At 68.3% G+C, this 21678-nt stretch carries 11 protein-coding genes and 2 pseudogenes; 8 read left to right on the plus strand and 5 right to left on the minus strand.

The genetic code is table 11. The features are described 5' to 3' along the window. Positions 1–228: pseudogene (locus VMD50_RS03120) on the plus strand (secreted hydrolase); the annotation flags it as partial. On the opposite strand, the gene VMD50_RS03125 reads toward VMD50_RS03120, so the two are convergent. Beyond that, positions 194–1393 carry an aromatic ring-hydroxylating oxygenase subunit alpha gene (locus VMD50_RS03125; protein WP_325424754.1) on the minus strand — a complete coding sequence of 400 codons (1200 nt, stop codon included), beginning with the start codon at positions 1391–1393 and terminating at the stop codon, positions 194–196. The pseudogene VMD50_RS03120 and the gene VMD50_RS03125 overlap by 35 nt on opposite strands. 40 nt (positions 1394–1433) lie before the next feature. Here VMD50_RS03125 and VMD50_RS03130 point away from each other — a divergent pair, with 40 nt between their 5' ends. The 5 genes from VMD50_RS03130 (at position 1434) to VMD50_RS03150 (ending at position 14801) form a co-directional block, all read left to right on the plus strand. Continuing rightward, complete coding sequence (locus VMD50_RS03130) at positions 1434–2327, plus strand: MerR family transcriptional regulator (protein ID WP_325424756.1); 894 nt, start codon at positions 1434–1436, stop codon at positions 2325–2327. Positions 2328–2385: 58 nt separating this feature from the next. Continuing rightward, the gene (locus VMD50_RS03135; protein ID WP_325424758.1) at positions 2386–3114 is read left to right on the plus strand and encodes a DUF1906 domain-containing protein; all 729 of its coding nucleotides are present in this window, start codon (positions 2386–2388) and stop codon (positions 3112–3114) included. A gap of 494 nt (positions 3115–3608) precedes the next feature. Then, positions 3609–12848 (plus strand): polyketide synthase, encoded by a 9240-nt coding sequence (locus tag VMD50_RS03140; protein WP_325424760.1) that lies wholly within the window; start codon positions 3609–3611, stop codon positions 12846–12848. A gap of 84 nt (positions 12849–12932) precedes the next feature. After that, positions 12933–13325 (plus strand): holo-ACP synthase AcpS, encoded by a 393-nt coding sequence (gene acpS / locus VMD50_RS03145; protein WP_325424762.1) that lies wholly within the window; start codon positions 12933–12935, stop codon positions 13323–13325. Between the two features lie 93 nt (positions 13326–13418). Next, entirely contained in the window at positions 13419–14801 is a 1383-nt protein-coding gene (locus VMD50_RS03150; RefSeq protein WP_325424764.1) for a dipeptidase, read from the plus strand. Between the two features lie 431 nt (positions 14802–15232). Here the strand turns inward: VMD50_RS03150 and VMD50_RS03155 are convergent, their stop codons facing one another. From VMD50_RS03155 to bcp, 3 genes are all read right to left on the minus strand, one after another. After that, entirely contained in the window at positions 15233–15748 is a 516-nt protein-coding gene (locus tag VMD50_RS03155; protein ID WP_325424766.1) for a lipocalin family protein, read from the minus strand. 139 nt (positions 15749–15887) lie between these two features. Next, a complete protein-coding gene (locus tag VMD50_RS03160; RefSeq protein ID WP_325424768.1) occupies positions 15888–16217 on the minus strand; it encodes a hypothetical protein in 330 nt (109 codons plus the stop codon). A 386-nt stretch (positions 16218–16603) separates the two neighbouring features. Continuing rightward, positions 16604–17080: a thioredoxin-dependent thiol peroxidase gene (gene bcp / locus VMD50_RS03165; RefSeq protein ID WP_325424770.1), complete on the minus strand. Its 477-nt coding sequence runs from the start codon at positions 17078–17080 to the stop codon at positions 16604–16606. Between the two features lie 94 nt (positions 17081–17174). Between bcp and VMD50_RS03170 the strand changes: the two genes are divergently transcribed. After that, positions 17175–17402 (plus strand): DUF3618 domain-containing protein, encoded by a 228-nt coding sequence (locus VMD50_RS03170; RefSeq protein ID WP_325424772.1) that lies wholly within the window; start codon positions 17175–17177, stop codon positions 17400–17402. A gap of 532 nt (positions 17403–17934) precedes the next feature. Further along, a complete protein-coding gene (locus VMD50_RS03175) occupies positions 17935–21201 on the plus strand; it encodes an adenylate/guanylate cyclase domain-containing protein (protein ID WP_325424774.1) in 3267 nt (1088 codons plus the stop codon). A 9-nt stretch (positions 21202–21210) separates the two neighbouring features. On the opposite strand, the pseudogene VMD50_RS03180 reads toward VMD50_RS03175, so the two are convergent. Further along, positions 21211–21561, minus strand: a pseudogene (locus VMD50_RS03180) (recombinase family protein); the annotation flags it as partial. Positions 21562–21678 lie beyond the last annotated feature (117 nt).

Below are 21678 nucleotides of genomic sequence, written 5' to 3' on the forward strand. Positions count from 1 at the left end.
TACCGGGATTGGGAACTGGTCGAGGTGCTGACCACCACCGTCGCGAACGTCGAGCCACCCGCCCCAGACCTCCGGGTGAAGGTGGAAACGGTTGCGGAGTTGGTGGCAGCGGGCCGTCGCGGCGAGGCGGTCGAGCTGTTGGCGGGTGTCCAGCCTGTCGAAAATGCCGCGCTGGCAACGCTTCTCGAAGACCTTATCGCGGTGCTGTCAGCGCCTGGGCCCAGCTGAGGTGGCGATGCTGCAATCCCGGTTCGTTGCGCCCGAACAGCAGGTGACCGCGGGCACGCGATTCGAGGTTGGCTTGCAGGCCCTCGACCAGCCGGTAGTCCTCGTCGCGCACCGTGGCGTGCGCGTAGTCGAAAACGGCCTGGGCGCCGGCGGCCACCGATTCGTCGGAGAGGTCCAGCGGTGTCGAGTTCTGGTGCACCGTGACTGACCTGCCCGGCCGGTCGCCGGGGTAGATCCGGAACAGTTCGCCGTTGGCGATGGTCACCGACAACACGATGTTGGGGAACAGCGCGTAGATCACGACCATGTTGTGCAACGGGTCCCAGCGCTCCTCGGGAACGGTGTCGAGTTCGAGGATCGTGTTGAGCGGGAAGATCAACCGGTGATGCGGGCCGTACGAGTCGAACACCGTGCAGTTGCTGCGGGCGATGGTGGCGAAGGTCTGCCGGTGCACGGTGGCGAAATGGTAGTTCTCCGAGAACGTGTCGACCGCCAGTTTCCAGTTGATCGGGCAGTCGAGCACCTTCTCACCCAGCGGAGACCACCGTCCGATGCCCCACGCGTCCAGCTCGTCGGCCAGTGGTCCCAGGTGCGCGGCGACGTCCAGGTGCGCGCCGGGATCCAATGCGACCCAGAGGAATCCCGCGTACTCGGCGGCGGGCAGCTCGGTCAGACCGTCCGATTTGACGGCCGCCTCACCAGTCTGGCGGCGACCCGCCGCGCCCGGCTTCGCCGCGCTTGCGATCGCCGCCTCCGGGAACCCCTCATGTCCCGGAAGTGCCACCAAGCGCCCCGCGTTGTCGTACGTCCACGCGTGGTAAGGACAGACGAATCGCTTCGCGCTGCCACAACCCGTGACCACCTGCGACTGGCGATGCAGGCACACGTTCTCGAACGCCTTGACCGAGCCCGCGGACGTGCGGGTCAGCAGGATCGATCGGCCCATCACCGTTTTGGTGCAGTAGGCTCCCGGATTCGGCAGCTCCGAAACATAGCCGACCAGTTGGGGACTGGCCATCAACAGCGCGCGGTCCCGATTGTGGCGCTCGATCGAGGTGTAGTCGGCCGCGTCGACCACGTGCACGCCCGGCGCGAGATCGGTCGTCTTGTCGCGGGCCAGCTTCAGGGCGCGCCGCGTCAGGTCGATGAGCTGGTCGCGATCCATTTTCTCAGTACAGACCTTGCGACGGTTGTAAGGTCAAGCCGTGGCTGAGCAGTTGCTCATCGGCGACGTCACGGCCCTGACCGGCATCGCCTCGGGCCGCATCCGCCACTACGAGAAAATCGGATTGCTCCGCGCCGAGTACCTGAGCAATGGCTACCGCGTCTTCGACGTCGAACAGGTGCTCGAACTATTGCGCATCGACCTGATGCGAAGCCTCGGCGTCGGCATCAACGACATTCAGCGGTTGCTCGACGGCGGCACGACCACCCTGGCCGAGCTGCTGGACGAGCACCGCGCCCTGCTGGTGCGCGAGCGCGACCGGCTGACCCGGCTGATCGCGGCCCTGGACGAATATCGCGCCACATCCCGGGCAGCCACCGATACCGGCATCGCCGACGTCGACGAACACCTCCTGCGCAGGCTGGCGACGAGGCATCGGGACAGCATCGGCGTCATCGGCAGGCTCACCGCCCCGCTTTCCGCGCCCGTCACCGCGATGTACGCGCACCTGTTCGATGAGTGGGAGCTGCCAGTTCCTGCCTTGTTCGGGCAGATGGCCCTGCCGCCGGCGGCGAGCACGCTGTTGGAGCGACTGGCCGAGACGCCGGGGCGTGAAGTTCTCTTCGATCGACTGCGCAAACTCGCCGACGACGTAGTTGCGTTGGACGAAAGCGAAGTGGCCGCAATGGAACTCGCGCAGAGCTGGATCGACCAGCAGGTGGCCGACCCGTTGCCCGACGGCGTGGTATGCGTGCTGCGCGGCGTGCAACCGTTGTTGACGCACGACCCGGTGATCGTCCAGGGATTTCGGGCCTGGGCCGGATCGATCAGCCCGGCGGCCGCCCGTTTCCTCGACGAGGTCTCCCGGCAAACCGCCCGACGCGGTCTGCAGGCCGTCAGCGTCATCGTGCTGCCCACCGATGCGGCAATGTGATGCTTGTGACCGCTGTGGCGCATGTGTTATTTGATACGTGTGTCGTACCCTGTGGCATGTGCCGTTCTCGCGCCGTGACGTGCTCAAATTCGCGGCCGCGACGCCCGCCCTGCTAGGGCTTGGCGTCGCGGCTGGGTCACTGCGCGCCGCGCCGGCCCACGCTTCTCAGGCGTCGCTCGGCACCTTGCTGGACTACGCGGCCGGTGTCATCCCGGCCAGCCAGATCAGGGCCGCCGGGGCCGTCGGATCGATCCGGTACGTGTCCGACCGACGGCCCGGCGGCGACTGGATGCTCGGCAAGCCGATTCAGGTCGGCGAAGCCCGCGACCTGAGCAGCAACGGGCTGAAGATCGTTTCCTGCTACCAGTACGGCAAAGGCAGCACGGCCGACTGGCTGGGGGGAGCCGGCGCGGGGCTGCAACACGCGCAGCGGGGGATGCAGTTGCACGCCGCCGCCGGCGGCCCGGCGAACGCCCCGATCTACGCGTCGATCGATGACGACCCGTCGTACGACCAGTACAAACAGCAGATCGTGCCCTATCTGCGATCGTGGGAGTCGGTGATCGGGCACCAGCGGACCGGCGTGTACGCCAACTCGAAAACCATCGACTGGGCGCTGCACGACGGCCTGGGTTCGTACTTCTGGCAGCACAACTGGGGCTCGCCGAAGGGTTTCACCCATCCCGCCGCGAGCCTGCACCAGGTCGAGATCGACAAGCGCAGCGTCGGCGGGGTCGGGGTGGACATCAACGAAATCGTCAAGCCGCAATTCGGACAGTGGGCCTAGGGGCCGCAACCGACCGAGTCCCAGCAAACACTCGTTCGCCCATTTTCGCGCGCTGCGGACCCGGGTCCCGCGACTGACGCGACGCTGGCGGCGGTTGAGCGACCCGATTTTTTTAACATAACGATTACATAACAATCGTGCCTTGAACAGCGCAGTTATAGCTACTCGACCGTAACCACCTGCATCCAGCAGGTTTGTTCGCGGCGCCCGCACGGCCGGTTCAACGGGGTGTTACCCAGGACACGGTTACCCGTGCGTAGAACTCACCAGTAACCAATCGACATGCAAAAAGGGCACTGACCCTTATGACACTCTTAGTACAGCCGATGCTGTCCGCCGCCCGCCCGCTCCACTAGGGGCGGCCGCCGACAGCACACCGGCCAGCCGTCCTCCGGCTGTGATTCGACGGGGAATCGCGTTATAGAAGCAGGCCCATCCGTCGGGGACGGCCGAACGACCGAGATGTAAAGACGCATGCAGGGGAGATACAGAAGGTGACGATCCACGAGCACGACCGGGTGTCCGCCGACCGCGACGGGGCTGGCCCGCAGAACACCGATGCTCTGGTCGACCGCCTGACGGCCGGCGAGTCCTACGCCATCGCGTTCGGCGGCCAGGGCAGCGCCTGGCTGGAGACCCTCGAGGAGCTGGTGTCGTCGGCCGGGATCGAATCCGACCTGGCGACCTTGGCCGGTGAGGTGGAGCTGCTGCTCGAGCCGGTGGCCAAAGAGCTGGTCGTGGTGCGTCCGATCGGTTTCGAACCGCTGAACTGGGTGCGCGCGCTGGCGGCCGAGGATCCGGTCCCGTCGGACAAGCACCTGACGTCGGCCGCGGTGTCGATACCCGGCGTGCTGCTCACGCAGATCGCCGCCGCGCGCGCCCTGTCCCGGCAGGGCATGGACTGGACGGCGACGCCGCCGGTGGCCGTCGTCGGGCACTCGCAGGGTGTGCTGGCCGTCGAGGCGTTCCGGGCCGCGGGGGCACGCGACGTCGAACTGTTGGCCCTAGCGCAGCTCATCGGCGCGGCCGGGACGCTGGTGGCCCGCCGGCGCGGGATCTCCGTGCTGGGCGACCGCCCGCCCATGGTGTCGGTGACGAACGCCGACCCGGAACGGATTCGCCGGCTGCTCGACGAGTTCGCGCAGGACGTGCGCACCGTGCTGCCCCCGGTGCTGTCCATCCGCAACGGCCGGCGGTCGGTGGTCATCACCGGTACCCCCGAGCAGCTCTCGCGCTTCGAGCTGTATTGCCGGCAGATCTCCGAGAAGGAGGAGGCCGACCGCAAGAACAAGATCCGCGGCGGCGACGTGTTCGCGCCGGTCTTCGACCCGGTGCGGGTGGAGGTGGGCTTTCACACGCCTCGGCTGGCCGACGGCATCGACATCGTCGGGGGGTGGGCCGAGAAGGTCGGCCTCGACGTCGCGCTGGCCCGCAAGCTGACCGAGGCCATCCTGGTGGCCGGTGTCGACTGGGTGGACGAGATCACGCGCGTTCACCAGGCCGGCGCGCGGTGGATCCTCGACCTGGGCCCCGGCGACATCCTGACCCGGCTGACCGCGCCGGTGATCCGCGGCCTCGGCATCGGCATCGTGCCCGCGGCAACCCGCGGCGGGCAGCGCAACCTCTTCACCGTCGGGGCCGTGCCCGAGGTCGGCCGGCCCTGGTCGACGTACGCCCCGACCGTGGTTTCGCTCCCCGACGGCCGGGTCAAGCTCTCGACGAAGTTCACCCGGCTGACCGGTCGGTCGCCGATCCTGCTCGCGGGCATGACCCCGACCACCGTCGACGCCAAGATCGTCGCCGCCGCGGCCAATGCCGGACACTGGGCCGAGCTGGCCGGCGGCGGCCAGGTCACCGAAGAAATCTTCGCCGACCGCATCGAGGAGCTGTCCGGCCTGCTCGAGCCGGGGCGCACCTATCAGTTCAACGCGCTATTCCTCGACCCGTACCTGTGGAAGCTGCAGGTGGGCGGCAAGCGGCTGGTGCAGAAGGCGCGCCAGTCCGGCGCGGCGATCGACGGGCTGGTGATCAGCGCCGGCATCCCGGACCTCGAGGAAGCCGTCGAGCTGATCGGCGAACTCAACGACGTCGGCATCAGCCACGTGGTGTTCAAGCCCGGCACGGTCGAGCAGATCCGCTCAGTCATCCGCATCGCGACCGAGGTGCCGACCAAGCCGGTGATCATGCACATCGAGGGCGGGCGCGCCGGCGGCCACCACTCCTGGGAAGACCTCGACGACCTGCTGCTGGCGACCTATTCCGAACTGCGCTCGCGTCCCAACATCACCGTCTGCGTCGGCGGCGGCATCGGCACCCCGGAGCGGGCGGCCGAGTACCTGTCGGGGCGCTGGGCCGAGTCATACGGCTTCCCGCTGATGCCGATCGACGGCATCCTGGTCGGCACCGCGGCGATGGCCACGCTGGAATCCACCACCTCGCCGTCGGTCAAGCGGATGCTGGTCGAAACCAACGGCACCGATCAGTGGATCAGCGCCGGAAAGGCCCAGGGCGGCATGGCTTCCAGCCGTAGCCAGCTCGGGGCGGACATCCACGAGATCGACAACAGCGCCTCCCGGTGCGGCCGGCTGCTCGACGAGGTCGCCGGTGACGCCGAGGCGGTCGCCGAGCGGCGCGACGAAATCATCGCGGCGATGGCCAACACCGCCAAGCCGTACTTCGGCGACGTCGCGGACATGAGCTACCTGCAGTGGTTGCGGCGCTACGTGGAACTGACCATCGGCGAGGGCAATTCGACCGCCGACACCGCCGCGCCGGGCAGCCCCTGGCTTGCCGACACGTGGCGCGACCGATTCCAGCAGATGCTGCAGCGGGCCGAAGCGCGCTTGCACGCAAAGGATTTCGGGCCCATCGAAACCTCATTTTCCGGTTCCACCGGCGTTGCCCTGCTGGAGAACCCCGAGGCCGCGATCGCCCTGCTGCTGGAGAATTACCCCGACGCCGAGTCGGTGCAGCTGCACCCGGCCGATGTTCCGTTCTTCGTCACCCTGTGCAAGACGCTGGGCAAGCCGGTCAACTTCGTGCCGGTCATCGACAAGGATGTGCGGCGTTGGTGGCGCAGCGACTCGCTATGGCAGGCCCACGACGCCCGCTACGACGCCGACCAGGTCTGCATCATCCCGGGCACGGCGGCCGTGGCCGGCATCACCCGGATGGACGAGCCCGTCGGCGAGCTGCTGGACCGCTTCGAGCAGGCGGCCATCGACGAGGTGCTGTCGTCCAACGGCCGGCCCCGGGCCGTCACGTCGCGGCGGCTGGGCCGCGCGGACGTGACCGGACCGCTGGCCGTCGTGCTCGACGCGCCGGATGTGCAGTGGGCTGGGCGCACCACGACCAACCCGGTGCATCGCATCGCCGACCCCGGCGACTGGCTGGTGCACGACGGGCCCGAAAGCCGCCGCGCCACACACTCTTCCACCGGGGCGCGGCTCGTGGTCGACGGCGAGACCGTCGTCTTGAGCGTGCCGCTGTCGGGCAGCTGGATCGACATCCCCTTCTCACTGCCCGCCAACACCGCATATGGCGGCACCCCGGTGGTCTCCACCGAGGACGCCACCACTGCCATGCGCGCGGTCCTCGCGATCGCCACCGGAGTCGACGGGCCGGAGTTCCTGCCCGCGGTCACCGACGGGACGGCCACGGTGACGGTGGACTGGGACCCCGAGCGGGTCGCGGACCACACCGGCGTCACGGCCACCTTCGGAGAGCCGCTGGCGCCCAGCCTCACCACCGTGCCCGACGCACTGGTCGGTCTGTGCTGGCCCGCCGTTTTCGCGTCGATCGGATCGGCCGTCACCGACGCCGGCGTCCCCGTGGTGGAGGGCCTGCTGAGCTTGGTGCACCTGGACCACGCCGCCCACGTGGTCGGCAAGCTGCCGACGGTGCCGGCCCAATTGACCGTCACCGCAACGGCTTCGCGGGCCGTCGACACCGACATGGGCCGCGTGGTTCCGGTGTCGGTGACGATCACCTCGCACGAGGGCTCCGTGGCTGAAGTCGTAGCCACGCTCGGTGAGCGTTTCGCGATCCTTGGGCGTACCGGCACCGCCGAGCTGACCGATCCCGTCCGGGCCGGCGGCGCGGTGTCCGAGAACGCGACCGACACCCCGCGGCGCCGCCGGCGCGACGTCACGCTGGCCGCGCCGGTCGACATGCGCCCGTTCGCGGTCGTCTCCGGTGATCACAATCCCATCCACACCGATCGGGCGGCCGCGCTGCTGGCGGGCCTGGAATCGCCGATCGTGCATGGCATGTGGCTGTCGGCCGCGGCGCAGCATGCGGCGACCGCCACCGACGGTCAGGCCCGCCCGCCCGCGCGGCTGATCGGCTGGACCGCGCGATTCCTGGGCATGGTGCGCCCCGGCGACGAGGTCGATGTCCGCGTGGACCGCGTCGGGATCGACCAGGGCGCAGAGGTTTTGGAGGTGGCCGCGCGCGTCGGCTCGGATCTGGTCATGTCGGCGACCGCGCGGCTTGCCGCGCCGAAGACGGTGTACGCCTTCCCCGGCCAGGGCATCCAGCACAAGGGCATGGGCATGGAGGTCCGGGCCCGGTCCAGGGCGGCCCGCAAGGTGTGGGACGCCGCCGACAAGTTCACCCGGCAAACGCTGGGCTTCTCGGTGCTGCACGTGGTGCGCGACAACCCGACCAGCATCATCGCCAGCGGTGTGCACTACAACCACCCCGAGGGCGTGCTCTACCTGACGCAGTTCACCCAGGTCGCGATGGCCACCGTGGCCGCCGCGCAGGTCGCCGAGATGCGCGAGCAGGGTGCCTTCGTCGAGGGTGCCATCGCCTGCGGCCACTCCGTCGGCGAATACACCGCGCTGGCCTGCGTGACGGGCATCTACGAGCTGGAAGCCTTGCTGGAGATGGTGTTTCACCGCGGCTCGAAGATGCACGACATCGTGCCGCGCGACGAGCTGGGCCGTTCCAACTACCGGTTGGCGGCGATCCGGCCCTCGCAGATCGACCTGCCCGACGACGAGGTTTCCGCATTTGTCGCCGGAATCGCCGAGAGCACAGGGGAATTCCTGGAGATCGTCAACTTCAACCTGCGCGGCTCGCAGTATGCGATCGCCGGCACGGTGCGCGGTTTGGAGGCCCTGGAGGCCGAGGTCGAGCGCCGCCGCGAGCTCAGCGGTGGGCGGCGCTCGTTCATCCTGGTGCCGGGCATCGACGTGCCGTTCCACTCGCGGGTGTTGCGGGTCGGCGTGGCCGAATTCCGCCGTTCTCTGGAGCGGGTCATGCCGCGCGACGCGGACCCCGACCTCATCATCGGGCGCTACATCCCGAACCTGGTGCCGCGGCCGTTCACGCTGGACCGCGACTTCATCCAGGAGATACGGGATTTGGTGCCGGCCGAGCCGCTGGACGAGATCCTGGCCGACTACGACACCTGGCGCCGCGAGCGGCCCGGTGAAATGGCGCGCACCGTCTTCATCGAGCTGCTGGCGTGGCAGTTCGCCAGCCCGGTGCGCTGGATCGAAACCCAGGACCTGCTGTTCATCGAAGAGGCCGCCGGCGGGTTGGGCGTGGAGCGGTTCGTCGAGATCGGTGTGAAGTCGGCGCCGACCGTCGCGGGGCTGGCCACCAACACCCTGAAGCTGCCCGAATACGCCCACAGCACAGTCGAAGTGCTCAACGCCGAGCGCGACGCCGCCGTCCTGTTCGCCACCGACACCGACCCCGAGCCGGAGCTGGAGGAAGAGCCGGCGGAGCCCGCCGCTGTCGATGCTCCCGAAACAGCCCCAGCCGCAACGGCGCCCGCCGCAGCTCCGTCAGGGGTTGCGCGGCCGGACGACATCGCGTTCGACGCCGCCGACGCCACCCTGGCGCTGATCGCGCTGTCGGCCAAGATGCGGATCGACCAGATCGAGGAACTCGACTCCATCGAATCCATCACCGACGGTGCGTCCTCGCGCCGCAACCAGCTGCTGGTGGACCTCGGCTCGGAGCTGAACCTGGGCGCAATCGACGGTGCCGCCGAGGCCGACCTGGCCGGGCTGCGGTCACAGGTCACCAAGCTGGCGCGCACGTACAAGCCTTACGGCCCAGTGCTTTCCGACGCGATCAACGATCAGCTGCGGACCGTTCTCGGCCCCTCGGGTAAGCGCCCCGCCGCGATCGCCGAGCGGGTCAAGAAAACCTGGGAGCTCGGTGAGGGTTGGGCCAAGCACGTTACGGTCGAAGTCGCGCTGGGCACCCGCGAGGGCACCAGCGTTCGTGGCGGCGCGATGGGCCACCTGCACGACGGCGCGCTGGCCGACGCCGCATCCGTCGACAAGGTCGTCGACGCCGCGGTCGCTTCGGTCGCCGCGCGCCGCGGCGTCTCGGTGGCGCTGCCGTCGGCCGGCGGCGCCGGCGGTGGTGCGACCATCGACGCGGCCGCGCTGAGCGAATTCACCGATCAGATCACTGGTCGCGACGGCGTGCTGGCCTCGGCGGCGCGCCTGGTGCTGGGGCAGCTGGGCCACGACGATCCGGTCAGCGCGTCACCGGCGGCCACCGATGCCGAGCTCATCGACCTGGTCACCGCCGAATTGGGCTCGGAATGGCCGCGTTTGGTGGCGCCGGTGTTCGACGCCAAGAAGGCCGTCGTGTTCGACGACCGCTGGGCCAGTGCCCGCGAGGACCTGGTCAAGCTGTGGCTGACCGACGAGGGCGACATCGACGCCGACTGGCTGCGGCTCTCCGAGCGTTTCGAGGGCACCGGACACGTCGTCGCCACCCAGGCCACCTGGTGGCAGGGCAGGTCGCTGGCCGCCGGCCGTCAGATCCACGCGTCCCTGTACGGCCGGATCGCCGCAGGCGCCGAGAACCCGAACCCGGGGCCGTACAGCGGCGAAACCGCCGTGGTGACGGGGGCTTCGAAGGGCTCGATCGCCGCGTCGGTGGTCGCGCGCCTGCTCGACGGCGGCGCGACCGTCATCGCAACGACGTCGAAGCTCGACGGCGAGCGGCTGGCGTTCTACCGCGCGCTGTACCGCGACCATGCCCGCTACGGTGCCGCCCTGTGGGTGGTCGCCGCCAACATGGCGTCCTACTCCGACATCGACGCGCTGGTCGAGTGGGTCGGCAACGAGCAATCCGAAAGCCTTGGGCCGCAGTCGATTCACATCAAGGACGCCCAGACGCCGACGCTGCTGTTCCCGTTCGCGGCGCCGCGCGTGGTCGGGGACCTGTCGGAGGCCGGTTCGCGCTCCGAGATGGAGATGAAGGTGCTGCTGTGGGCGGTGCAGCGGCTGATCGGCGGGCTGTCCAAGATAGGCGCCGAGCGAGACATCGCGTCGCGGCTGCACGTGGTGCTGCCCGGCTCGCCGAACCGCGGAATGTTCGGCGGCGACGGCGCCTACGGGGAAGCCAAGTCGGCACTCGACGCGCTGGTGAGCCGCTGGCACGCCGAGTCGTCGTGGGCGGCGCGGGTCAGCCTGGCGCACGCGCTGATCGGCTGGACCCGCGGCACCGGGCTGATGGGCCACAACGACGCCATCGTCGACGCCGTCGAGGAGGCCGGTGTCACGACTTACTCCACCGACGAGATGGCCGCCATGCTGCTCGCCCTGTGCGACGTGGAATCCAAGGTGGCCGCGGCGAGCGCGCCCATCAAGGCCGACTTGACCGGCGGGCTCGGTGACGCCGACCTCGACATGGCCGAGCTGGCCGCCAAGGCGCGCGAGGAGATGTCGGCCGAGGCGGCCTCTGATGACGATGGCCCGACGAAAGGCACCGCTGGCGTCGTTGCCGCGCTGCCGTCGCCGCCGCGCGGATTCCGTCCGGCGCCCCCGCCGGAGTGGGACGACCTCGATGTCGACCCCGCCGACCTGGTGGTGATCGTCGGCGGCGCCGAGCTCGGCCCGTACGGCTCGTCGCGCACCCGGTTCGAGATGGAGGTCGACAACGAGCTGTCGGCCGCCGGTGTGCTCGAGCTGGCGTGGACCACCGGGTTGATCCGCTGGGAGGACGACCCCCAACCGGGTTGGTACGACACGGAATCCGGCGAGCTGGTCGACGAGTCGGAGCTGGTCGAGCGCTACCACGACACCGTGGTGGAGCGCTGCGGCATCCGCGAGTTCGTCGACGACGGCGCGATCGACCCCGATCACGCGTCCCCGCTGCTGGTGTCGGTCTTCCTCGAGAAGGACTTCGCCTTCGTGGTGTCGTCGGAGGCCGACGCGCGCGCCTTCGCCGAGTTCGATCCGGAGCACACGATCATCCGGCCGGTGCCCGACTCGAGTGACTGGCAGGTGATCCGCAAGGCCGGCACCGAGATCCGGGTGCCGCGCAAGACCAAGCTGTCGCGGGTCGTCGGCGGCCAGGTGCCGACCGGGTTCGACCCGACGGTGTGGGGCATCAGCCCCGACATGGCGAGTTCCATTGACCGGCTTGCCGTGTGGAACATCGTCGCCACCGTAGACGCGTTCCTCTCGGCCGGCTTCAGCCCCGCGGAGGTGATGCGCTACGTCCACCCGAGCATGGTGGCCAACACCATGGGCACCGGCATGGGCGGCGGCACGTCGATGCAGACGATGTACCACGGAAACCTGTTGGGCCGCAACAAGCCGAACGACATCTTCCAGGAGGTCCTGCCCAATATCGTTGCCGCGCACGTGGTTCAGTCCTACATCGGCAGCTACGGCGCCATGATTCACCCCGTTGCCGCGTGCGCCACCGCCGCGGTGTCGGTCGAGGAGGGCGTCGACAAGATCCGGCTCGGCAAGGCCGAGATGGTGGTGGCCGGTGGGATCGATGACCTCACGCTGGAGGGCATCATCGGCTTCGGTGACATGGCGGCCACCGCCGACACCGGCATGATGCGCGGGCGGGGCATCCACGACTCCAAGTTCTCCCGGCCCAACGACCGGCGCCGGCTCGGCTTCGTCGAGGCGCAGGGTGGCGGCACCATCCTGCTGGCGCGCGGCGACCTGGCGCTCAAGATGGGGCTGCCGGTGCTTGCGGTGGTGGCCTTCGCGCAGTCCTTCGGTGATGGCGTGCACACCTCGATCCCGGCCCCTGGCCTGGGGGCGCTGGGCGCGGGCCGCGGCGGCAAGGAGTCGCCGCTGGCGCGGGCGCTGGCCAAGCTCGGCGTCGGCGCCGACGACGTCGCGGTGATCTCCAAGCACGACACGTCGACGCTGGCAAACGATCCCAACGAGACCGAGCTGCACGAGCGGCTGGCGGATTCGCTGGGCCGTTCCGAGGGGGCGCCGCTGTTCGTGGTGTCGCAGAAGAGCCTCACCGGCCACGCCAAGGGCGGCGCGGCGGTGTTCCAGATGATGGGCTTGTGCCAGATGCTGCGCGACGGGGTGATTCCGCCCAACCGCAGCCTGGACTGCGTCGACGACGAACTGGCCGGCTCCGCCCACTTCGTGTGGGTGCGCGAGACGCTGCGGCTCGGTGAGAGGTTCCCGCTGAAGGCGGGGATGCTGACGAGCCTCGGGTTCGGCCACGTGTCCGGCCTGGTGGCGCTGGTGCACCCGCAGGCGTTCATCGCCGCGCTGGATGCGGATCAGCGCGCGGACTACCAGCGGCGCGCGGACGCCCGGCTGCTGGCCGGTCAGCGCAGGCTGGTCTCGGCCATCGCCGGCGGTCCGCCGATGTACCAGCGGCCGCCGGACCGTCGCTTCGACCATCACGCGCCGGAGAAGCGCCAGGAGGCGGCGATGCTGCTGAATCCGGCCGCCCGGCTCGGCCAGGACGAGGCTTTTGTCGGATGACTTGGCCTATTGCCCGGCTTCTCCTCGGTCCCCAGCGCGGACCGCATCGTCGCCGGGCTCGGTCGTCCGATAACCTGGCCAGCCATGGGCATTGTCGGAGTGGGGATCGATCTGGTCTCCATTCCTGATTTCGCCGAGCAGGTCGACCAGCCGGGCACCGTCTTCTCCGAGACGTTCACACCGGGTGAACGCCGCGATGCCTCCGACAAGAGTTCCTCGGCCGCGCGTCACCTGGCCGCCCGGTGGGCCGCCAAGGAGGCGGTGATCAAGGCGTGGTCGGGCTCCCGGTTTGCCCAGCGGCCCATGCTGCCGGAGGACATCCACCGCGACATCGAGGTGGTCACCGACATGTGGGGACGACCGCGGGTGCGGTTGACCGGGGACATCGCCACGCATCTGGCCGACGTGACGATCCATGTGTCGCTGACGCACGAAGGGGACACCGCGGCCGCGGTGGCCATCTTGGAGACTCCCTGAGACCCGTCCCGCCGAGCGTCCCGCCAGCGTGGCAATGGGTGTCGAACGTCACGCCAGCGTGACGCTCGGCACTGGACGATTAGCCTCGGGGTCATGACTGACCTAGCTGAGCGCGTCCGCGACGTGTTGCTGTCGGTGCGCCGCGATCTCGAGGACCTGGTGCGCATCGAATCGGTGTGGGCCGACCCCGGCCGGCGCGAGGAGGTGCACCGCAGCGCCCGGACCGTGTCGGATCTGTTGTCGCAGGCGGGTTTTGGGGATGTGCGCATCGTCAGCGAGGGCGGCGCGCCGGCGGTCATCGCGCGGCATCCGGCGCCGCCCGGTGCGCCGACCGTGCTGCTGTATGCGCATCACGACGTGCAGCCGGAGGGCGACCGCAGCCAGTGGGTGTCGCCGCCGTTCGAGCCCACCGAACGCGACGGGCGGCTCTACGGCCGCGGCAGTGCAGACGACAAGGCCGGTATCGCAACGCATTTGGCGGCGTTTCGGGCGCACGACGGCCAACCGCCGGTGGGCGTAACCGTCTTCGTCGAGGGCGAGGAGGAATCCGGCTCGCCGTCGCTGGGCCGGTTGCTCGCCGCGCACCGCGACGCGCTGGCCGCCGATGTGATCGTCATCGCAGACTCCGACAATTGGAGCACCGACGTCCCGGCGCTGACCGTGTCGCTGCGCGGCCTGGCTGACTGCGTCGTCGAGGTCGCCACGCTCGACCACGGGCTGCACTCCGGGCTGTGGGGCGGCGTGGTTCCCGACGCGCTGACGGTGCTGGTGCGGTTGCTGGCCAGCCTGCACGACGACGACGGCAACGTGGCGGTAAAGGGCCTGCACGAAAGTACTACTGCGGCTGTGGATTACCCGCCCGAACGGGTGCGTGCCGACTCGGGGCTGCTGGACGGAGTGTCCGAAATCGGCTCGGGCACGGTGCCGCAACGGCTGTGGGCCAAACCCGCTATCACCGTGATCGGTATCGACGCCACGCCTATCGGGAAAGCGTCGAACACGCTGATCCCGCGCGCCCGGGCCAAGATCAGCATGCGCGTCGCGCCCGGCGGCGACGCGGCGGCACACCTGGACGCGTTGACCGCGCACCTGCAGCAGCATGCGCCATGGGGCGCGCAGGTCAGCGTCACCCGCGGCGACATCGGCGAGCCCTACGCGATCGACGCCAGCGGCAGTGTGTACGACGCGGCCCGCCAGGCCTTTCGGCAAGCTTGGGGGGTCGAGCCGATAGACATGGGCATGGGCGGCTCCATCCCCTTCATCGCCGAGTTCGCCGCTGCGTTCCCGCAGGCGAAGATCCTCGTCACCGGCGTCGAAGACCCCGCGACGCAGGCGCACAGCATCAACGAAAGCCTGCACCTGGGCGTGCTGGAACGCGCGGCGGTCGCCGAGGCGCTCCTGCTGGCCGGCCTGGGTTCAGACGGTCACGGCCACGGAAAGCCGGGTGCCGGTGTGAGCACCGACGGCGGTACCTGACTTTCGTCAATTTCGACAAGGTTGAACCGTACCGGCGTGGTACCGGGAATTGGGGTAGCCGCGAACCAGTGGCATACGCTGAGGTCTGTTCCCGGCGGCATTGTAGTCGTGTACTGCCATTTCTGGCCGGGGCAGTAATGCCAGTAGGACGGCCCGGCCTGGGCGGGTGCGGCCAAGCCGAGACCAGCCACCGCGACGCCGCCGGAAAGCAGCGCTCCCGCGATGAACCGACCTAAGACGCGAGGTGTATTCACGGGAAGATCCTTTCGTCGCCGATTGCGCCGCATAATACGACGATCTACTTGCGAAATTCTGGCGCTCGCTTGCGGCTACCGATCTCAGCTTGTGTCGGGGCCGGGCGGTTCGACACGGCCTCGGTTGTTAGCTTCGGGCTCGCTTAAGACGCTGACGTTGTACTGGGCGACGGAATGTCAGCGGTTGAGCAGATCGTCGGTGACGCGTCGACCCGACTGCCTCGGTGTGATCCACTTTCTGAGGTCAAACCCCTGCCGGGTCGCTTCGGCGAGGTAGGCCGCTTTCGTGGCGTCGTCGACGCGAGGTTCGCGGGCCAGAAGCCACAGGTACTTCTGGTCGGGTGTACCGACGAGGGCAACAGAGTAGTCGTCATCGATCTTCAGAATCCAGTAGTCACCTTTCGTCAACGGGATCCATCGCAGGAACTGCGGAAGGAACGACACCCGCAACCGTCCCGCCTGGCCGTTCACTGGGGTTGCGCGACCGATCGACTGCGACGGCGCGCCCTCCTTGTCGATGCACCGGTTGTCGACACGCACGCTTCCGTCGTGCTGGGGCGTGTATTCGGCGGTGATGTCCGAGGCGTCGGTGTCCTCCCATATGAGCGGAAGCCTGCCGACCTCGTACCACAGGCCGCTGTAGCGGTTGAGATCGAGGGATCCGACGGAGGTGACAGGGGACTGTTCAGTCATCGTGGCTTTCTGCTTCGGTGCACTTGGCTACCGCCCTGTAAGGGCACCGTGTATCCACTTCGTTGAACCGATCCGGAGCTCTCCGCAGAGCCCCCGACGTCAAACCATCGAGGGACCCTGGGGGGGCATGCAGCGCGACTTACTCAGCACCAGGCTTCTCGTCGCCCTGCTTTTTCAGCGTCTCGCTTGCGGTGCTGACGACGCTTCGTATGAACTCGTACTGCGTCTTGACGAGCTTGTCCGCCATATCGAGGGCGGCGTCGACGATGGTATTGCGTCTCGACGGATGGTCTTCGCCGTGCCCGGGCAACGACTCATCGACAGCGCCAACGAATTTGCGCACGGCATCGATGGCGGTCCGTTGTCCGGATTCGACCGACTTGAGCACTTCGTCGGACAGGCTTGCCGCTCGTTCTGTCAGGTCCGACGCTCGTTCGGCAGCCGTCTTGTTGTCGGTGCCTTTTGCCATGATCGCTCCCGAGGAATGCTGCAAAGAAATCAGTCTCGAATGACTGGACATCAAGAATGCGCTGAGATCTCGGCGTTCCGTAGGGCCGATGGTCCTTTTCCGCTGCTGTGGGAAAACTATCTGTGGGAAAGCGGCCCCCGATCCTGCAGTGGAAGCCGGTCCGCATGAGCGAGCTGAACGCTTTTGGGTTGGCTGGTTGGAAAATCGGAGGGCCTGGGTTCGTCGGCTTGGTCGGCGCTCACTCAGAAGCCGAGTCGCAGGCCGCCGATATGACATCGGGGAGCCGGCGCAGCGCGTCCGGTTGTAAACGTCGACGGCCGAGCAGGTGATCGACGAGAATCAGTCCGTCACAACGGTTCCCGCCGTACAGACACCCGCGCATGTGATTACGAGGCACCGAGCAGCTTGCGGATATTTGTTGCTGTGTGTGCGGCCTTGACGTTGTACTGCGCGACCTCGATCTTGCCCTTCTCGTCCACCAGGAACGTCGAACGGATCACACCGGTGACGGTCTTGCCGTACATCTGCTTCTCGCCGTAGGCGCCCCAGGCCGTCAGCACCTTGCGGTCGGGATCCGACAGCAGGGGAAACGTCAGCTTCTCGGCGTCCCGGAACTTGGCCAGCTTCTCCGGCTTGTCGGGGGAGATGCCCACCACGTCGACGCCCGCGCCGTTGAGGTCGCGGAGGTTGTCGCGGAAGGCGCAGGCCTCTTTGGTGCATCCGGGCGTGGAGGCGGCCGGGTAGAAGTACACGATGACGCGGCGTCCCTTGTAGTCGGCCAGCGACACCTTGTTGCCGTCGGCGTCGGGCAGGCTGAAGGAGGGCGCCTTGTCGCCCGGGGCGAGCCGCGTGGTCTCGGTCAACGGGAGTCCTTTCTGTTCACCGCAGCGTATGGGTTATCGCCGGCTGATCTAGGGTAGTGCCTCAGGTGCACAGGCGGACTTGGAGGACAGACACGTGGCGGACCGGGACCCCGAGGCCATCAAGCGGGACATCGATGTGGCCCGCGACCAGCTGGCGGCCACCGTCGATTCGCTCGCCGAGCGGGCCAACCCTCGCCGACTCGCCGACGATCTCAAGGCCCGGGCGGTCGAATTCGTGAAGAAGCCCGTGGTGATCGCCTCGCTGGTCGGGATCTCCTCGGTCGTCGTGATCGTGGCGGTCCGCAGGGTCAGGGACCGCTGACCAACGATGCGCCCTCAGGTCTGCCGGGCGCGACCCTTGCCCTGGACGTGCACCGGAAGGCCGTGGGTCCGGGGGCTACCCCAGACCCGCTGATTAACGCACTGGGTTTGTCCCATCGGGACGCGTTCGGTCGTGCCCTATTCCCTTGGGCGGCAACGGTTCTTGCTAACCCGCTGAAAGGCTGCTTCCGGTGCGTGATCGCCAGACGTGGCTCCCGTTTATCGGATTACGGAATCGGACTAAGCCGACCAGGTAGTTTGTCCGCCGTCACTCAACCCACCCGATAGCCACAATGGGATTGCGGGCCCAGCGAGTTTCGCGCCGCTGCTCGCCCATTACGGGCCATCAGGTGCGTCGGTGACGTCGACCTGTCGTACCCCAATTTGCGCATTGTCCGGCCGCAGTGCCTCTTAGGAAGCGGACGGCCAGCGGCGGTGAACCCGCGGCAGCGTTTATCGCTTGGGAACGCGCCTAAGCCTGGGTGTTTAGCACGATCTGGCATTGGTTGGCGGCCGGTGACACGATATTGGGGGTGAGCGAGGATCGGCCGCCTTACGCGCGTGACGGCGCTGCCGGTGCGGAGCATGCCGCGTCGATCGATGAGTTGCTGGATCGGGCAGTGGCGGCGATCAATTGCGGCGATCGGACGGCGGCCTCTGGATTGGCGGGGCAGGTGTTGGCCGTTGATCGAGGTAACGCCGAGGCCGAGGATCTGTTGGTATCCCCGCCAGCCGCCGGCGAGTTCCGCCGGTTGACGATTCTGTTCGCTGATCTGGTCGATTCGACGGGGTTGTCCACCCGGGTGGAGCCGGAGACCTACCGGACACTGGTGGGCCGTTACCGCGACGTGGTGCTGGGGGTCGTGGACCGCTTCGAAGGGCATGTCGGGTCGGTCAAGGGTGACGGGCTACTGGTGGTGTTCGGTCACCCCAAAGCGCATGAGGATGATGTTCGCCGCGCGGTGTTGGCGGGGTTGGAGATCACCCGCGAGGTGGCCCGGCTGGGCGAGCAGGCCAAGCGGCGATTCGGGGTGGACGTCGCTGTGCGGGTCGGGGTGCACCGCGGGTTGGTGTATCTGGACACCGCCCAGGATGACGTGTACGGACTTGCGGCCAATCTGGTCGAACGGGTGTCAGGCCTGGCGCCGCCGGGCACGTTGGTGGTCTCCGAGGCCGTCGCGCCGCTGGTCCGTGACGGCTTCGAGCTGCAGGCCCGCCCGCCCGCACCGGTCAAGGGTGTGGAGGGGCCGATCGCCTGTCACCTGGTGCTGGGTGAGCGCGCCGATGCGGCTCGGGTGGGGGTGGGCCGTGGCCCGCTGGTGGGTCGAGACCGTGAGCTGGCGCGGCTGCAGAAAAGTTGGGCGCGCGCACGAGCGGGCACGCTGCGGATCCCGGGGGTGGCGTTTTGTGGTGAGCCCGGGATCGGCAGGTCGCGGTTGGCGGCGGCGGCTGTGGAGTTGGCCGAGGGCTCGGGCGCGGTGGTGCTGGAATTGGTGGGGTCACCATTTCACACCGACGCCGGCCTGTATCCGTTGCGCACCCTCATCGAGCGCCGCTGCGGCATCACCCGAGTCACCGATGCCGGTGAGCGGCTGCGATTGCTGCACGCCGAGGTGGCGGCGCGGTCGCTGGATCCGATGCGGGTGGTGCCGTTGTTGGCGCCGGTGCTCGGCATCGGCGGCGAGGTCGGCTATGAGCCGGTGCCCGCCGAGGGCCGCAAGCTCTATGAGCTGATCGGGGCTGGGGTGCAGGAGTATCTGCTGGCCTGTTTCGGCGGTGCTGCGGGGTTGCTGGTGGCCAAGGATGTGCAATGGTTTGATCCGTCCACCGTGGACGTTGTGGGCCGCCTGCTGGGCGTGGCCGGCGGCGGGCTGCTGGTGATCATGACCGGACAAGGCGGAGGCTGGCTGCCGCCCTGCTGGGCGGTCAAGGCGTTTGACCTTCAACCGTTAACCGATGAGCAGGCCGACACCCTGATCACCGCCTTGGATCCCAGTCTGTCGACCGAGGATCGCGCGGCGGTGCGCGCGCGCTGCGACGGCATCCCGTTGTATATCGAGCAGTTGGTCAGGGAGGTGCGGGAGAAACCGGGCGACGGCTCTGGGGAGACCCGGGTGCCGGATGTGCTCTACGAGCCGCTGTTCGCCCGGCTCTGCGCGAGCGCGGACGTGGTGCCGGTGGTGGAGGCGGCGGGAGTCATCGGCCGTGACGTTGATCGCGGCGTGTTGTGTGCGGTGGTCGACCTCAGCGAGGACGAGGTCGATGACGTCATCGACGAACTCGAGGATGCGCTGGTGCTGGAGCCCTTGGGAACCGATGGCTGGCGGTTTCGCCACGAGTTGCTGCGCGAGGTGGCTGCCGAGTTGGCGCCGCCGAGCGTGCGCCGCGGGCTGCACGCCAAGGTGGCCGATGCCCTGATGCATGGTGCGGGCGGTGGCGATCCGGACTGGCGGCGGGTGGCCGACCACTACGAGCAGGCGCAGCGGTTCGACGAGGCGGCCTGGGCCTATCAGCAAGCCTCAGCGGCTGCCGCCCGGCGGCGCGGCGCGCTGGCCGAGGCGCGCACCTACCTGACCCTTGCCCTGGCGGGGCTGGAGCGGACCGCACCCGGCCCGGACCGCGACAGGCGCGAAATGGCGTTGCGGCTGGAGCGGGGATTGCTTGCCGCGGCTTTGGAGGGCAATCAATCCCGCGCCGCCGTGCGCGACTTCGAGCGATGCCTGCAACTGGGCGGCACCGATCTCGGTGACAAGGACCTGGTCGCGACGATGGTTGCGCTGATGGTCTACTACTTCACCCGCGCCGACCTGGACCGGGTGGTCGACGTGCTCGAGGCGCTGCGGGCGGGCCTGGAACAGGGACCGCCGTGGTTGCGTACGGTCATCGACGCTTCATTCGGCGTGGTGGCGTGGCAACGCGGCGATTTCGATGCCGCCCGTTCCCGCCTCGAGGAGACCATGGCGGCCCTGGCCGCCGCGGACCGGCTCGACGTGGTGTGGTTTCAACCCAACGACCCGATCGTGACCGCGCGCCTGCACCTGGCCTTGGCGCGCTTCGTGCACGGCGATCTCACCGGCGCCGAGGCCGAGCTGGCGCAGGTGGCGCAGAGGGTGGAAGGGCTCGGTTTCCCCGAGGGGCCGTTCAGCGCGGCCTTCGCGCGTTTTGTGGAGGTTTGGCTGCGCATCGAAGCCGGTCAGCCCGACCGGGCCGCGGTGCTGGCCGCCGACCTCATCGAGCAGGCCGAGCGGCACGGCTTCGACGCCTGGCAGCTGTGGGGCGGTGCTCAGCAGGCCACCGTCAGCGCCCTGGCCGCGCTGGGCGCCGAGGACCTCAACCCGGCCGCGCTGGCCAATCACATCGCGACCATGACCACGTTGGTAGATGTCTTGCGCAAGGCCGGGCTGAACGCCTACATCACCTTCTTCGACAGTGTGCTCGCGCGACTGTTGATCGCCGCCGGGCAACCCGACCAGGCCCGCGCCCGCCTGGACACCGCACTGCAGTTGGCCCGCGACACCGGGATGCACTTCTACGATGCCGAACTGCTGCGGCTGCGCGCCCACACCCACACCGACCTCGACGCCCGCCGAACCGACATCGGCGCCGCACTCGACCTGGCCCGCTACCAGGGCGCGACTGTGTTCGAATTACGCGCCGCCCTCGATGATTTCGAACTATGCGGCAACTCCGCGCGTGCAGTGGTCGTTGATGCGGTCAGCCGGTTCCCGACCACGAGCGCCCTCACCGAACTGGCGCGCGCCCGGGACGCGCTGGGGGTTGTCGGTCCGCAGCCGAAGTAGCACACCGAGCATCATGCGTCCTGCCGGTGTCGATGAGTCGATGCCGTCACTGACCGACACAAGAGTGATGCCTCTGTCTGTAAGCGTTTTCACCGTCTCCAAGGTGTGCAACGTGTTGCGGCCCAGCCGGTCGAGCTTCCACACCACAACGGTGTCGCCTTCCCGGATGTACTCCATCAGCGCCGCCAGGCCTGGGCGGTCATCGCGAGCGCCGGACATGGTGTCTGAGAATGTCTTCGTCACGGCGGCCTTGGCGAGTGCGTCGTTCTGTTGGTCAAGGGTCTGGGCGACGGTCGATACGCGGGTATAGCCGATCCGTTGACCAACCGTGCGTCCATTTACTTCGGGAGCATGACTCATAAGTACTGGAATCGCAGATACGAGAAAGTTATTCCGAGACGAACTTTCGACACAGCTCGACCTCGGCGAACGGGCCAAGTCCGGGCCGTCCGTCCGGTGTCTCAAATGTGGTCTATT

This window comes from Mycobacterium sp., from assembly GCF_035506235.1.
Lineage (GTDB): Bacteria > Actinomycetota > Actinomycetes > Mycobacteriales > Mycobacteriaceae > Mycobacterium.